The organism is Streptomyces sp. bgisy027 (genome assembly GCF_057710365.1).
Window position 1 is genome coordinate 119,190 of sequence record NZ_JBYIVZ010000010.1, and the last position, 15,302, is coordinate 134,491.

At 70.9% G+C, this 15,302-nt stretch carries 11 protein-coding genes; 4 read left to right on the plus strand and 7 right to left on the minus strand.

The genetic code is table 11. The features are described from left to right. Window positions 1-87 precede the first annotated feature (87 nt). Window positions 88-873 (minus strand): SDR family oxidoreductase, encoded by a 786-nt coding sequence (locus AC3ETA_RS13100; protein ID WP_432193027.1) that lies wholly within the window; start codon window positions 871-873, stop codon window positions 88-90. Window positions 874-1,245: 372 nt separating this feature from the next. Here AC3ETA_RS13100 and AC3ETA_RS13105 point away from each other — a divergent pair, with 372 nt between their 5' ends. Further along, complete coding sequence (locus AC3ETA_RS13105) at window positions 1,246-2,700, plus strand: S53 family peptidase (RefSeq protein WP_432193028.1); 1,455 nt, start codon at window positions 1,246-1,248, stop codon at window positions 2,698-2,700. A gap of 58 nt (window positions 2,701-2,758) precedes the next feature. Here AC3ETA_RS13105 and AC3ETA_RS13110 read toward each other — a convergent pair whose 3' ends face one another. The 5 genes from AC3ETA_RS13110 to AC3ETA_RS13130 form a co-directional block, all read right to left on the minus strand. After that, window positions 2,759-4,012, minus strand: a complete 1,254-nt coding sequence (locus AC3ETA_RS13110; RefSeq protein WP_432193029.1) for a hypothetical protein — start codon at window positions 4,010-4,012, stop codon at window positions 2,759-2,761. Window positions 4,013-4,316: 304 nt separating this feature from the next. Further along, window positions 4,317-5,066, minus strand: coding sequence for a bestrophin-like domain (locus tag AC3ETA_RS13115; RefSeq protein WP_432193030.1), 750 nt, complete (start codon window positions 5,064-5,066; stop codon window positions 4,317-4,319). Between the two features lie 894 nt (window positions 5,067-5,960). After that, window positions 5,961-6,818, minus strand: a complete 858-nt coding sequence (locus tag AC3ETA_RS13120; protein WP_432193031.1) for a hypothetical protein — start codon at window positions 6,816-6,818, stop codon at window positions 5,961-5,963. A gap of 156 nt (window positions 6,819-6,974) precedes the next feature. Next, a complete protein-coding gene (locus tag AC3ETA_RS13125) occupies window positions 6,975-8,831 on the minus strand; it encodes an MFS transporter (RefSeq protein WP_432193032.1) in 1,857 nt (618 codons plus the stop codon). 196 nt (window positions 8,832-9,027) lie between these two features. After that, window positions 9,028-11,601 (minus strand): D-alanyl-D-alanine carboxypeptidase, encoded by a 2,574-nt coding sequence (locus tag AC3ETA_RS13130; protein WP_432193033.1) that lies wholly within the window; start codon window positions 11,599-11,601, stop codon window positions 9,028-9,030. Window positions 11,602-11,853: 252 nt separating this feature from the next. On the opposite strand from AC3ETA_RS13130, the gene AC3ETA_RS13135 reads away from it, so the two are divergent. The 3 genes from AC3ETA_RS13135 to AC3ETA_RS13145 all read left to right on the plus strand — a co-directional run bounded on the left by AC3ETA_RS13135 (window position 11,854) and on the right by AC3ETA_RS13145 (window position 14,282). Further along, entirely contained in the window at window positions 11,854-12,612 is a 759-nt protein-coding gene (locus tag AC3ETA_RS13135) for a GOLPH3/VPS74 family protein (protein WP_432193034.1), read from the plus strand. Between the two features lie 386 nt (window positions 12,613-12,998). Further along, window positions 12,999-13,856, plus strand: coding sequence for a helix-turn-helix domain-containing protein (locus AC3ETA_RS13140; RefSeq protein WP_030967808.1), 858 nt, complete (start codon window positions 12,999-13,001; stop codon window positions 13,854-13,856). 234 nt (window positions 13,857-14,090) lie between these two features. Continuing rightward, entirely contained in the window at window positions 14,091-14,282 is a 192-nt protein-coding gene (locus AC3ETA_RS13145; RefSeq protein WP_432193035.1) for a DUF397 domain-containing protein, read from the plus strand. A gap of 146 nt (window positions 14,283-14,428) precedes the next feature. Here AC3ETA_RS13145 and AC3ETA_RS13150 read toward each other — a convergent pair whose 3' ends face one another. Continuing rightward, window positions 14,429-15,280, minus strand: coding sequence for a MerR family transcriptional regulator (locus AC3ETA_RS13150; RefSeq protein WP_432193036.1), 852 nt, complete (start codon window positions 15,278-15,280; stop codon window positions 14,429-14,431). Window positions 15,281-15,302: the final 22 nt, after the last annotated feature.

Genomic DNA, 15,302 nt, shown 5'->3' on the forward strand with positions numbered 1-15,302 from the left:
GCACGTAAGGTCAACAGGCGGTAAAATCGTTCTGCTCGGTGACCTATGTTCACGGACTTGAACAACTCGAACGGTCGAAACCGTACCTCAGCGCATCAACTCCCCCGCATTCACCAGCAGCGACTGCCCGGTGATCGCCCGCGCCAGATCCGACGCGAGGAAGACCGCCGCGTTGGCGACATCGCCGTCCGTGGCCAGGTCCGGCAGCGCCATCCGCTCGGTCAGCCGCCGCAGTACGTCCTCCTGCGGCACCTCCTCGGTGTGCGCGGTGAACTGGACGTACGCCTGCACCGGCGGCCCCCACATCCAGCCCGGCAGCACGGTGTTGACCCGGATGCGGTGCGGGCCCAGCTCCCGCGCCAGGGAGTACATGGCGCTGGTGAGCGCGCCCTTGGAGGCGGCGTAGGCGGCCTGGCGCACCTGGGACGGGGCGGCCACCGAGGACTGGGTGCCGATGAACACCACCGAGCCGCCGCCCTCCTTCAGTGCCGGCAGACAGGCGCGGGTCATCCGCAGCGAGCCCAGCAGATTGACGTCGATCACCGACTGCCAGGTGGCGAAGTCGGCGTCCTGGAGGCCGCCGAAGTAGGAGTCCCAGGCGGCGACATGTACCACGCCGTCGATCCCGCCGAACCGCTCCCGGGCCAGCGCGGCCAGCGCCTCGCACTGCCCCTCGTCGGTGATGTCGGTCGCCCGGTACGCCGTGTGCGCCCCGTCGGGATCGAGCTCGGCGGCGCTCTTCGCCAGGTTCGCCTCCGTGCGCGCCCCGAGCACGGCGTTCCCGCCGTCCCGTACGACGGCCGCCGCGACCTGGTGGCCCAGCCCGGCTCCCACTCCCGAGACGACGACGGTCTTGCCGGTGAGCAGTGACATCGAGACCTCCCTGACTCTGGCGCATTATCTGACGGGGCGTCAGAGTATGGGCGTCCGAGGGAGGAAGGAAGGGCACGAGGGGGTGCGGGCCACGACGCGTGCGCCCGTCACGACCTCGTGCATCACCACGAGGGCACGCCCCCGCGCCGTGCCGGGCACCGGCCACGGCATGCCGGAGGCTTCCGCCGGACCGCACGCGGGCCGGCGCACGGCTGGGACGGGGCTGCCGGGTGTCACGGCGCCGCCGGCGATCCTCACCGCCCGCCGGCCCGCACACCCACGACGAGCCGGCCGCATCAGACGGTGTACGTGCCGCCCTCCAACAGCCCAGTCCAGCGGGCGTGGTGCACGGGTCGTGTCCACGATGGGAGCATGGCTGCCCCGCTCACCAAACGCTGGTGTCTCCTTGCCACGGCGTCGGTCGCGACGCTGACCGTGACCGTCCCGGGCTGCGGCGACGTCGCCGGGCCGGAGACGGGGCGGGCCGCCGCGCCGGCCGTCGCGGATGCCGTCCGTGCTTCCGCCTCGCCTTCCGCTTCCCCCTCCGCCGCACCGCGCCCCTTCCGCAGGATGCCGACGGCCGCGGAGTGCCGTGCGAGGCTGGGCACCGCCTGCCACACGCCGGACCTGGTGCGCACCGCGTACGGCATCGACAAGCTGAATTCGGCCGGGCTGACGGGCAAGGGCCGCACAGTGGTGGTCTACGAGGAGGTCGTACCCGACACCCTGAACAGGGATCTGGAGACCTTCAGCAGGGCGATGAAGCTGCCGAAGCCGGACCTGGCCGTCGACCCCTACGATCCGGCCGGGCGTGACGCCCCGTTCGACCCGGAGAACAAAGCGATGGCCGAAGCGGCCGTGGAGACCACCCTGGCCGTGCAGACAGTGCACATGATGGCCCCGGATGCCAAGATCGTCGTCACCCGGATCGGCCTGCCTGAGGCGGCCCGGCGCACCGTCCTCGCCCCCTCCGGCCCGCCGCGGTCGGCGCCCCGGGGAGAGTCCGCCCGCGAAGCCGCGGAAGGAGCGGCCGCGGGCGCCGAGCTGATCCTCGACGGCATCGGCGAGTCCGTTCACAGGTACACCCCGGACGCGATTTCCATCGGCTTCGGCATCCCGGAGTACACCGCCGCGGGCAACAGCGGTGAACCGGCCGACGACCTGGAGGAGCTCAGTGACCCGCTGGCGGCCGTGGTGGCGGGCGGCACCACCCTGGTGGCCGAAGCGGGCGACCTCGGCGCCGCCCCGCCCATCGGCCCGGGCGGCGAGCGGGTCAGGTCCGTGTCCTGGCCGGCCTCCGACCCGAGCGTGCTCGCGCTCGGCGCCTCCCGGCTGCACCTGGACGACACGGGTCGGCGCACGGGCCCGGACACCGTCTGGCGCGACCGGGCCGGTGCCACCGGAGGCGGTACCTCAAAGATCTTCGCACGGCCCGACTACCAGGATCGGGTCAGCGACGTGGTTGATGAGTCCCGCGGCACCTGTGACCTCTCCATGGACGCCTCCGCCTCCGGCGGCACCCTCACCTACCAGGGATTTCTGCCCGAGGGCGCGGGCTGGATGCCGGCCGGCGGCGCCGACGGGGCCGCGCCCGTGTTCGCCGCCCTCGTCGCGCTCGCCAACGAGAGGGCGGGCAGTCGCCTCGGCGACATTCACGACGCGTTGTACGCGCTGGCCCGGGACCCGAAGGGCGGCGTCGTCGACATCACCGTCGGGAACAACGGTCCCGATGGTTTCGAAGCCACCAGGGGCTACGACCTGGCCTCCGGCCTGGGCACCGTGGACGCCTCGGTCCTCGTGCCGAAGCTGGCGGACGCCGCGGCCTGAGTAAGAACATCAGGATGAAGTGGCCTGGCCGGTCCGCTCCGCCTCTTTCCGGCCCCGGTCACCAGCCCACCCCGAAGAACACCGCGACGGTGCCGGTCAGCATGACCACGGCCAGCAGTGGCCAGTACAGCGCCTTGGCCGGCAGACAGCCGGTTCTGGTGAGGACCGCGCCGGGCCGGTCCAGGGCGATCAGTACGCCATTGGCGGTCGCCAGGACCAGCAGCAGGTAGAGCCCGAAGTAGACGTACTCCCAATACATCACCGAACCGTCCGCCGAGATCGCTCTCAGCTGGTTGTGGTCGACGACCACCACCAGGAGCATGGTCACCAGAAAGGCCATGACGGCGAACGTGGTGGAGCCGTACAGCTGGAACTTCTGGTCCCGGCTGGTGACGAACAGCGAGGCGAACACCACCAGAGCGATGAGCCCGGCGGGAACGAGATCGCCGATGACCACGCCGGTGAAATTGCGCTCGAAGACCATGTTGAAGTACAGGTCCGGGTAACTCACGGGCCGGTCGTACGCCTTCAGGCCGTAGCTCGTGGGGTAGGAGTAACGGGCGTAGCTGTAGACCGAGTACATCGGCCGCCATTGACCCGTGACGATCTGACCGTCGACGCCCAGTATGCGCTTGTCCGTCCAGGGAGGGTAGGAGGAGAGGTCCGGGACGAGGACGGCGTCCTTGTCGAAGTCCGGCTGCCACATCCGCAGCCAGACGTTCTGACGGTCGAAAGGGTAGGTGTGGTAGTCGAACCGCTGCCGGAAGGTCGTGGTGAAGTACCAGCCGATGGTCCGTGTCCCGTCCGCCGCCGTCTTGTCGTAGGCGATGTCGCGGTATCTCAGGTAGGCGTTGTCGGCCTCCGGGAAGACGACACCCTTGGTGACGTCCTTGGGGAACCCTTCGGGATACCGCTGCCACACATACCCCGTCACTGCCACGTTGCTGGCGCTGGTGAATTCTAAGGACTCCACGTACAGGCCGGTGCGGATCATGACCGGAGACCGTCCTTGTGGTATCGCTCCCTCGAGGTACTGCTGCACATCCCCCTCGTCGCGCATGGTCCGCCCGGCGGCGAGGTTCCCGCCCCCGTCGCGGAGGATGGCCGCCCAGCAGACGGTCATCCCGGTCACGCACACCAGGGTGAAGGCCACGCTGGTCAACCACACCTTGCGGACGGTGAACTCCCAGGGGCGGGTGACCAGCAGGGAAACGCAGAAACCCGCGATCACACCGCAGATCACCGCGGTCCCGAAGAGGGGTGAGCCGACGGCCGCTCTGCCGTCGGCACGCCAGGCGAGGAGGGCCGCCACACCTCCTGTCAGGCCCAGCAGGCCGCACATCGTGGCCGCGGCGGTGCAGCGTCCGCGCGGCTTTCTCCGTTTCGGAGACGGTGACGGAGACGAGAAATCTGTTCCCGGACGGAACGTCAGATCGGTGCCATCGGCACTCACCATCCGTATTCCCTTCAAACCGTCCGGTGCGTCGGCATGCAAAACATTCGCCGCAAAGCACGTTTATGCAGCATTAATGGGCAAGGCTATGAGCGGTGTTGCGGCTTGTCATGCCGAACTGGGCCGTCCGAGGCACGGCGGCCGCCGTGCCGCACGGGTGAGTTCAAGGGAACGGGAAGTAGCGTATGAAGGGGGTCTCGTCCACCGCGAACAAGCCGCTGAAGGGCGTGTTGAGATGGTGGACGAGCAGCACGGTGAGGGTGATCAGCACGCTCAGTCCCATCACCATCGCCACGTGAGTGAAACTCCGGCCGATTCCGAACACGAAGATGAACGCCATGGTGAGCACGCCGCCCACGATCAGTCCGAACCACAGCACGGGCGACAGACTTGCGCCCACGTCGGCCTCGCGCCCGCGCCGGGCTCTGCTGAGCGTGCTGAGCTGGGCGAGCGTCTCCATACCGGTGACCTGCTCGGCCGCGGTGGCGGTGTCCGGAACCTGCATGGCGGTCCGGAGCCGGTCCACCAGGTCCCAGCCCCGGCCGCCGTCCAGTGTGCCCTGCGCCATGGCGGGCCATTCGACGGACACGACGTGGCGCACGTACGCGTCGACGCCGAGGCGGGTCCGCTCGGCCTGCGCGGGAGGCAGTCCTTCGGCGAGCAGCAGGATCTGGTGTGCCGCGCCTGCCTCGGCCTCGGCATGAGCCCCGGCGCTGCTCTGGATCCCCTGGACGGCTGCCAGGGAGAGGCCCAGGACCAGGGCGTAGAGCACACTGACCATCATGGCGATGTACTCGGCCACTTCCTCGCGCGGTTCGTGGTCCGGTTCCATGGGCCAGTAGTGGTGCTTGACCAGTACCGCGCCGGCGGCGAGCATGGCGGCGCCGAAGACGGTGACGAGGGTCTTGGTCATCAGGGCCTGGCTCCTGGTGTTTCGGGCGGGGGCGGCGTGCGCGGTGCACACGTCGATGCGGGAGCGTTCGGCCACCCTGCCGGCCCTGGCCTCGGCGGGTGGGTCCGTGGGCGTTTCCGCCGCGGGGGCGTCGCTGCCTCGTGCGGCGATGCCGGCAGCGGTGGCGGGCCGTGCCGCCCGCCCCGGGAGGGGCCGGCGGACACAGGGCGGGCGGGTGGTCGTGGCGGCTGCTCGCAAGGGCGAGGCGCGCAGTTCGGCGCGGTGGGCGGGAAGGGGTACCCGTTCCCGCCGGAGTGTTCGGGGGCGCCGGCCCGGTCGCTGCCCACGGCGTGACCCTCGCCGGCGTACCTTCCGAGGCTGCGGCGCACCGCAGCGCACCGTGCCGATCGGCCCGCGCGGCATCGGCACCCCGTCACGGCCGTCGGTGCACCGAACCGCCGGCCCGGGCACGGCTGGTTCGCTGATCAATGCGTCGCTCACAGCCGCCTTGCTGCGGTTCACCGGCCGTCGACGTGCCCGTCGGGGTACGACTGAGGGTCTCGCATACCTGCACCAGCCGATGAGCATGCCGACATGTTCGTCAAGGTCGCTCAGGCCGCCGGTCCCGCACACGCCGGGGCCGGGTGAGCCGGTACTGCGACATCACCCTGTCGGCGGCGGCCGGGCGGCCCCGAGGCGTCGTGGCCTTCCCGGCTGTGGCGCATTGACTGACGCGACGTCAGACTGTGGGGGTCCGGGGCCGGGGAGGGAGGCGCCCTTGTTGTGGCGGACCTTCTTGCCCGCGGCACAAGGCGCAACAACCCGGCCGAGGATCCCTCGGCGCACCGTCTCGGCGCGCGTGTGTCACCAGCAGCCCCGATGAGGCGCGGGTGCGCCCGGGCGGCCCCGGAGGGCTCACCGCAACTCGTCCACGTATCGGTCCGTCCCGGGCACCGTGGGGATGAACGGCGCGACGAACTGCACATCGCCCAGCCCCGAAGCCGCCACCGCCGTGTCCAGGTCGGCGAAGTGCTCGTGCCAGCTGTCGCGGGGGTCGTGCTGGAGGAACCACAGCAGGGTCAGCCGGGTTCCCACCCCCTCGACCTGTTTGACGTAGGTCATGCGGTCCAGGGGCAGGGGTGTCGGCGTGAAGAGAGTCACCATGGCCGCGGGCGAGCCCGCCAGCCGTTTCGGAAGGTGGTCGTCGCGGAGCCAGGCGAGCAGGTCCCCACGCCCGGCCGGGGAGCCGGCGTCGATGACCTGGACCACGAGTCCGGCGTAGGGATGGTCGAGGGCGTGGACGGCGCGTGGACCCTGGTCGCCGTCGCGATAGACGGTCGCCACATGGTCCTGGAAGGCCGTGAAGACGTGCGTGCGGTCCTGGAAGACCCGGTGGTCGCGGTTGAGGCGTTTGTTGATGCCGACGGTCCACCGCATGTGGTCGGCGTACCGGCCGGCGGTCATCCAGTAGACGGAGATGTAGCAGCCGGCCGTCACCGGCTGGGCGACGGCGGATGTCCGTGGGTAGCGCAGTCGCTGCAGGTCCCGCGTGGCGACCCAGCGGCGCCCGGCGTACATCCACGGCATGGCCATCGCGCCGGCGATGAAGTGGTCGTCTTCGTACCAGCGATTGTATTCGCGCTCCCGGCCGGGGTGTGGCTCGACCATGGTGATGAGCGCGTGCCCGAGGTCGGCTCCGTAGGGCCCGACGGCGGCCAGTTCGGCGTACAGGCGGCTGCGGGTCTCGTCCGGGTGTGTCGTGTCGTCTGCCATGGGTCCGGTTTAGCTGACGAAGCATCAGATGGGGAGAGGGGTGCCTGCTCGTCTCCGCTGAACGGTAGCCGCCGTGGTGCGTGCGGGAGGTGCCGAAGGTGTGACGGGTGCCGCCTCGCGTGGCAGGCGAACCGCAGGACCGCCTGCGAGCGGCGGTCAGCGCAACTCCTCCGGGCAAGGGGTGCCGCGCGGGACGTCGTACGGCGCCGCCAGGCGGTACTCGCCCGCCCGGGGAGCGACCAGGGTCGTCCACTTGTCGCCCTGCGCGTCCTCCTCCGTCTCCGTCAGGCAGCCGTTGACGTTGTCGTACGTCTTCGGCTCGCCGTCGGGGCGGTCCTGGGACTCCTCGGTCTCCTTCGGCGGGTCGAGCTTCTTGCCGTCGGCGTCGACGATGCTCAGCCACGGCGAGTAGGGGATGCGGATCAGGACCCGGCCCGGCTTGCTCACCCGCATCGTCATCTCGCCCTGCTCGGCCCGCTCGACGACGGCGTTCGGCTCGGCGAACGGCGCGGGGGCGGTCACCTGGAACAGCTGCCAGTTGGCGTCGCCCCACACCTGCTTCAGATACGGCAGGCCGCGCTGCACCAGCTCCCGCTCGCGTTCCGCGCCCGAGGCGTCCGGCTCGTCCTTGGGCAGCACCACGAAGTGCACGGCCCAGCGCTGGAGCCACTCGCGGTAGTTCGCGGAGTTGAGGGTGTCGTCGTAGAACAGCGGGTTGCGTTCCATGTCGGCCTGGCGGTTCCAGCCGCGGGCCAGGTTGACGTACGGCGCCAGCGCGGAGGCCTCCCGGTGGGAGCGGGCCGGGACCACCTCGACACGGCCCTTCTCGGCGCCGACCTCCTGGAGCTCGTTGACCAGCGGCGCCAGCTCGCGCGCCCAGGACGCGGCCGGGGCGGCGTGGATGACGTCGTCGACCGTCTTGTAGCCGATCCAGCCGACGAAGGTGAGCAGGGCCAGTACGCCCGTGTACCACTTGCGCGAGCGGGGCACCGTGTACGGCAGCGCGGCCACCAGCGCCGTCCCGGCGAACAGCATCGCCAGGCGCGTGATGTTGGAGCCGATCTGCGAGCTGACCACCCAGACGAGCACGACCGAGAGGCCGTAGACCGCCGACACCAGCCGGACCGTCTTCCACTCCTCGGGCACGATCACGAAGGTCACGACGGCGCACAGCAGCGGCAGCAGCACCGACCCGATCACCATCGGCTGGGTGCCGGAGAAGGGGAACAGCCAGGCCGACGCGGCGACCACCGCCGTCGGCGCGATGCCCAGCGCCCAGGCGCCCGGCCGGCGCTTCTGGAGGAACAGCGCCACCGCCACGAAGCCGACGAACAGCCCCGCGACCGGCGACGCCATGGTGGCGAGCGCGGCCAGCGGAGCCGCGCACAGCGCCTTCGCCCAGCGTTTGTAGCGCCAGCGGTACGGCCAGCAGAACACGACGGCGACCGCGCCCAGCGCGAACATCGTGCCCAGCCCGAAGGTCACCCGCCCGGAGATCGCGTTGGCGATCAGCCCGAAGACCCCGGCGAACGCTGCCCACAGTGGATTGCGCACCGACCGGCTGCGCAGCAGGACCAGCGTCAGCAGGCCCGCGGAGATGGTCCCCGCGATCATCATCGTCGTGCGGACGCCGAGGACCGACATCAGGTACGGCGACACCACGCTGTAGGACACCGGGTGCATACCGCCGTACCAGGCCAGGTTGTAGGCCGAGTCCGGGTGCCGGCCGACGAACTCGGCCCAGGCGTCCTGGGCCGCGAGATCGCCACCGCTGTTCGCGAACGTGAAGAACCAGATGACGTGAAGAAGCCCGGCCAGGGTCGTGATCGACAGCACCGGGTGACGCAGCAGACGCTCGCGCAGGGCGGTGACGGCGGCGGTCAGCCGTGACGGAGGTCTCTGTTCCCTACGGCTGTGGCCCTCTTCCGTGCGGGGCGCGGGTACGCGTATTCGCGGACCGGCTCCCGGTCCCGGATCGGCGTCGTCGGCGCGTGTCGGCTCCGCAGTGGCCACGTCTGAGGCACTCCCCGTGCTGTCCCGTCTTCTGTTCCGGCCGCGTCCCGTTTGCCGCGTGTTGTCGGCCCAGACCCTGAAGGTTCTCCGGCCGCGCCCTGTGAGCGACGACCTGCCCGTTTCGTGACGCTAGCACGCAGCCCGCCGACGAGCGCCGTCGGCGGGCTGCGCGAGTGTCCCTTCGGATGCCCGAAGGTCAGGCGATACGGGTCAGCTTGTCCGTGAAGCCCGGCTCGGCCAGCTCCGTCCGGAGAGCGACCGGGATCTTGACGGCGCCGCTGCTGCCGTCGCCCACGGTGAGGGTGCCCACCTGGGTGCCGGCCTTCGCGGTGTGCGGCACCTCGTCGGGCGCGAAGGTCAGCTTCACCTTCAGGCCCGACCAGCCGACCGCCTTGACGTCCTTGGTCGCGACGACCTCGGTGCGACCGCCGAGACCGTCGTCGACGTACCCGACGACGTCGCCCTTCTTCAGGATCGTGGCCGACTCCAGCGCGCCCTGCGCGGCACGGATGAGCTTGTCGCCGCCGTCCAGCGCGGCGCTCAGGATGGTGTTCTCCGGACCGCCGGCGGGCTGGCGGACGACGGCGCCGACGATGGTGCGGGTCTCGCCGCCGACCTCCTTCTTCGCGGCGAACACGAGGTTGCCGAGGGCGGAGGTGGTGGTGCCGGTCTTGATGCCGACGACGTTGTTCCTGCCGACCAGCTGGTTCCAGTTGGAGTGGTTGGTCCCCTTGTAGTCGTCGTACGACATCATCGCGGCGACCTCACGGAAGGCGGGGAACTTCATCGCCGCCTTCGCCAGCTTCACCTGGTCCACGGCCGTGCTGACGGTGGTGTCGTTCAGGCCGGAGGGGTCGGTGTACGTCGTGTTGGTCATGCCGAGGTCCTCGGCGGCGGCGTTCATCTTCGCCACGAACGCCTTCTCCGAGCCGGCGTCCCAGCGGGCCAGCAGTCGGGCCACGTTGTTCGCGGATGCGATCAGGATGCTCTCCAGCGCCTCGCGCTGGGTGATCTCGTCGCCGGCGGTGACGTCGACGGTCGACTCCTGGCCCGCGTTCGACTGGTCCTCGGCGAGCTGGTCGATCTTGATCTTCGGGCCCTCGTCGCCGCTCTTGAGGGGACGGTCGCGCAGGACGAGGTACGCGGTCATGACCTTGGCGACACTGGCGATCGGAACGGGCTTCTGGTCGCCGGAGGAGCCGAAGGTGCCGATGCCGTCGACGTCCAGCGCGGCCTGGCCGTCGGCGGGCCACGGGATGTCGATCTTGCTGCCGTCGAAGGTGTAGGTGTCCTGCGCGGTCAGCTCCAGGGTGGGGGCCGGGAGCGGGCGCACCGACTGGACGACCGCGAACACGATCGCGAGCAGGATGACCAGCGGCGTCCAGATCTTGACCCGCCGGATGGCCGTCCGCACCGCGGTGTCCGGCGGCGGCGGGGTGTTCGTCAGCTCGGCCAGCAGATCGAGCGGCGGCTTCGGCGGCAGCGGCTGCTGGGTGGTCCGCTCGGGACCGACCTGCGGGACGGCGGTGGTGACGTCCGGGGTGGCCGACGGCTTCGGCGCGTCCGGGGCGACCGGCGGCTTCGGGGCCTGCGGCCGGATGTCCGGCTTGAGCGCGACGAACTTGCTGGTCCGCTCGGCGGGCGCCTCGGGCTCCGGTGCCTCGGGCCCGGGAGTCCCGGGCCTGGGCGCCTTCAGCATGGTGGTCGGCTGATCGACGGAGGGCCTGGGAGGCCGTACGGCCTTGAAGATCGCGGTCGGCTGATCGACGGCCTTGCCGGTCTCGCCGTCCCCCTCGGGCCGACCGGAGTCGGCGGGCGCGCCGGCCTCGGCGTCCTCGGGCCGACCGGAGTCGGCGGGCGTGCTGGCCTCGGCGTCCCCGGGCTTGGCGTCCTTGCCGGGAACAGCGTCCTCGGGGGCTGCGGCGGAGGTACGCGCGGCGGCGGCCTTGCGGGGGTCCCGCGAGGCTGCGTCCTCGGGGGAGCCCTCGGAGGCGGCAGGAGCGTCCTTGCCGGCCCCGTCGGGCGCCTCAGCGGCCTCAGGGGTCTCGGACGCCTCAGGAGTCTCGGCCGGGCCGTCCCCGGCGGTCGTGGAGGCGTCGTCGGCGTCGGGAGCCGCGGAGGTGTCCGTCTCGACATCGCCGTCGGCACCCTCGGCGGCGTCGTCCGCGTCCGGCGTCGTGCCCTTGCCGTCGCCGTCCGAGGTGGCCACCCAGGCCGCGACGGCGGCCTTCAGCCGGTCGTCGCTCGACCCGGACCCGGCGTCACCGCCGGCGTCCGCCGGCACGGCGTCCTCGGGCTCCGCGTCCTCGGCTCGCGCGTCCTCGGCGTCCGTGCCCTCGGCGCCGCCGGCATCCGCGTCCGCGGCCTCGGCGTCCGTGGCGTCCGCGTCCGCGGCCCCGGCGTTCGGCTGCTCAGCCTCCGGGGATTCCGCCTTCGTGCCCTCGGCGCCCGCGGCGTCGCCGTCCTTCGCCGTCCCGCCGTCAGCCGAGTCCTCGGCGCCCTCGGACTTCTCCGCGCCCTCGGACTCCAGCTCGGCCCGTACCGCCTCCAGTTCGCGACGGGACAGCACCCGCGTCGCCGTGTCCACGCCGCCGCGGGACGCCGGCTTCTGCGGGGACGTGGACTCCCGGGCCACCGCGAGGCGCGGGTCGCGCTTCTCCGCGCCGCCCTCCGGTTCGGGCCTGGACTCGGGAACCGGAATCGCGCTCCCCGACGTCGGTTCTGCCGACGACTCGCGCTGCTTCGACCTGTCGGGGGACTCGCCCGCCACCGATGCCTCCTCCATGTGCCGCCGCACGCCCACCGTGCGTCTGCCGAACCGTGAGCCGTCGCCCGGACACTGTGACCGTGCGACCCCCGTGCCGCTGCCCGAACCATGTACCAGTGTCCTGTGCGCGACCCCCCACTGACGCGGTAGACGAGAACGACATAGCTACCGGTTCCCTCACAAACAGGTCACGCACCCTCGACAGACCAATGTGAGAGGGGTCACCCTGTCTTTCATCCACGCGGGGAGGCATGGATGGGCAGGAGCCGCAGAACACTTCCGGAGGAGCTTCTGCTGCTGGCGCTGGACCCGGCCACGGGTACCACCGCACAGCCGCAGTCGCTCGACCTCGGTCTGGCCGGAGCACAGCTAGTGGAGCTGGCGCTGGCCGGACGGATAGCCCCAGACGGGGATCGTATCGCCGTGGTGGCACCACGGCCGACTGGAGATCCGACACTGGACTGCGCGTTGGAGTTGCTGCGAAGGCGTGGCGCTCCCGTGCGTGCCGTCCACTGGATCGGCGGGCCCCGGCTGGGGTTGCGCCAGACCTATCTCTCGCATCTGGAGAGGTGCGGCATGGTCGCCGCCGTGCCGGGCCAGATGTGCGGAGTGCTGCCGACGACTCGCTACCAGGCGACGGACACCGACATCAGCCGGGAGATCAGGGCCCGGCTGGATTCCGCGATCCGCACCGGCGTACCGCCGGACCCGCGGACCGCGGCGCTCGCCGCCCTGGCGCACGCGGTCGGCCTCGGCAAGCACCTGTATCCGGGTAATGAGGGCAGGTCCTCACGGTCCCGGCTGCGGGATCTGATCAGGCACGACCCGATGGGCGGTCTCGTCGCGCACGCGGTGATGGACGTCCAGAACGGCGCGGCTGCCCAGCCGCGTCGCAACCCGGCTGCCCCGGCCGGCCGGCCGGCCGCCCCCGGAGGCAGGGCCGCGGCGGAACCCGCTCGTGGCGTTCCGGTGCAGCCGCGCCGCGGATCCATGGCGCGTGTCGTGGCCCACTGAGCCGCAGTCCCACGACCCGCATCACCGGATCCGGCGCACGCACCGCCTGATCCGGCACGCGCACCACCTGTTCCACCCGCACCACCGGCACGACCCGTACACCACGCACGCCACGTGCAGCGCCGCACCGCAGTCCCCAAGACCGGTACGGGAGCCGCTGGTCCGCGCGGGGCGACGGGGTCTGCGTCCGCACGTCCGTACTTCCGGACGGCGGACCACGGTCCCGCCGCCCCGCGCGGCCGCATGTGCGGGGATCCTGGCGAACTGGCGTGTATCCAGCGCATATCCACCGTTTCCCAGCGGTAGTAAGCACCTTGGTGGCAGTCTGCTCAACAGCAGATACACAAAGTGGCCATCACAGGCAGGCAGCCGGAGGTGCACGTCCCGTGGCGTCCAATGTCAATCCCACCGTCAGGCGACGCCGGCTGGGCCAGGAGCTGCGCCGGCTCCGCGAGCTCAAGGGCATGACCGCCGAGGAAGTGGCCGAGCGGCTGCTGGTGTCGCAGTCGAAGATCAGCCGGCTGGAGAACGGGCGGCGCAGTATCAGCCAGCGCGACGTCCGCGACCTGTGCGGGGTCTACGAGGTGGAGGACCACCGGATCGTGGACTCCCTGATGCAGATGGCCAAGGATTCGCGCCAGCAAGGGTGGTGGCACTCCTTCGGCGACATCCCCTACAGCGTCTACATCGGTCTGGAGACGGACGCCGCGAGCCTGCGCGTGTACGACCCGCAGGTCGTCCCGGGGCTGCTGCAGACCAAGCAGTACGCGGAGGCCCTGATCGCCGGGGCGCTGCCGGAGACGGCACAGGCGGAGATCGAGAAGCGGGTCCAGGTGCGCATGCGCCGACAGGAACGAATCTCCACCGAGGAGAACCCGCTGCGGCTGTGGACCGTCCTGGACGAGGCCGCCCTGCGCCGCGTGGTCGGCAACCGGTCGCTGATGCGGGACCAGTTGGAGCAGCTCGTCGAGCAGTCCCAGCTGCCGCACGTCACCGTGCAGGTCATCCCCTTCGACATGGGAGCGCACCCGGGCCTCAACGGGCAGTACGCGATCCTGGAGTTCCCGGACGCGGCCGACTCCAGCGTCGTCTACATCGAGGGCGTCACCAGCGACCTGTACCTGGAGAAGGCGAACGACGTCCAGAAGTACAGCGTGATGTACGAGCACCTGCGGGCGCAGGCCCTGAACGTGGACCAGTCACGGCAGTTCATCGCGGACATCGCCAAGGAGTACGCGCGCTGAAAAACCCGTCCCGAACGGAGAAGAGCCGTACGGTACACCGTCTCCCGGCCGGGATGGAAGACTCCCATGGAATATGCCACCCACCCGAGTGAATAGTCGCTTCGTCAGCCGATGTTGGCGAGTAGCGTCGATCACGCCACCGAGCAACAACGTTGGCGTGAATCGTCCTGCGGGATCCGGTCCGGACGCGCAGGACGGTGACAGCAACTCAACATCTGGTAATTCGGAGCGAACATGGCAATTCGTCAGGGTGCCACGGTCACGTGGACCAAGTCCTCGTACTCGACAGGTAACGGCGCGTGCGTCGAGGTCAAGTCGCCGGTCGTAGCGGCCATGGCGGTGCGGGACTCCAAGGTGCCCGAGGGCCCCGTCCTGGCGTTCCCCGCGACCGCGTGGAACACCTTCGTGGCGTCGGTCAAGGCGTAAGGGGCGGGGCTGTCTGAACCCGCACCTTCCACCGACCGTCGACCGACAACTGCACAAGCATCACAAGAGCCCTCTCGACCAGCTCGCCGTCCTTGCCGAGAGGGCTCGGCTGTGTCCCGGTGGGCCGGCCTTCACCGGCCCCGGGATCACTTCACCGGGAACGCCACGTCGCACACCGGATCCTGTGCCCCCGCCGCGTCCCAGTCCGCGAAGTAGACCTCACGGCACGGGCCCGCCTGTTCCAGGCCCTCGCCCTCGATCCACTCCTCCACCGCCTCGAAGGCGGCGAGGATCTGCGGATGCGCCACCTGGGCCTTGGTGATCCGGGTGTACGCCAGCCGCTGAGCGGGCCGCACGCTCACCTTCGTCTCCCAGGTACGGCCGTGCCGCTCGGCCCACGCCCGCGCCGCCGCCTCGTCGGCGACCGGCACGCACGACTCGGCCGGGCCGTCGCTCTCCATCGACACCTCGGAGTGGTAGACCACGAACGGCGGGGCCGTGACACCGCCGCACTCGCGCGCCGCCGCCTCCAGCCGGCCCAGCGACGCCCCGATCCAGGCCGGCAGCTCACCCGCCAGCACATGCCGGGCCTCGCTGATCACCACCTGCTCGGGCACGTCCACCGTCTCGACCACGAACTTGCCGTACATCTCGGAGCTCCTCCCCGACAGCCGTCCACGGAGGTACTCGGCGAGGGTCCGCTGTCCTGCCGTCCGGGCCTCCACGTCCGCCCAGTACGCGGCGAGCCGGTCGGCGGCCGCGGCCCCGTCCGGGGCCTCCACGACCTCCGCGACCCGGGCGAGCGGCATGTCCAGCCGGCGCAGCAGCGCCACCAGACGGGCCCGCTCGACCTGCTCGGCGCGGTAGTAGCGGTAGCCGCTGGCCTCGTCGACCTGTGCGGGCGCCAGCAGCCCCAGGCGGTCGTAGAGCCGCAGGGCCTTGGCCGACAGCCGGGCCCGCGCGGCGAACGCGCCGATGGTGAGCAGTTCGTCGTCCACGGCCTCATCCTCCGTCACCGGG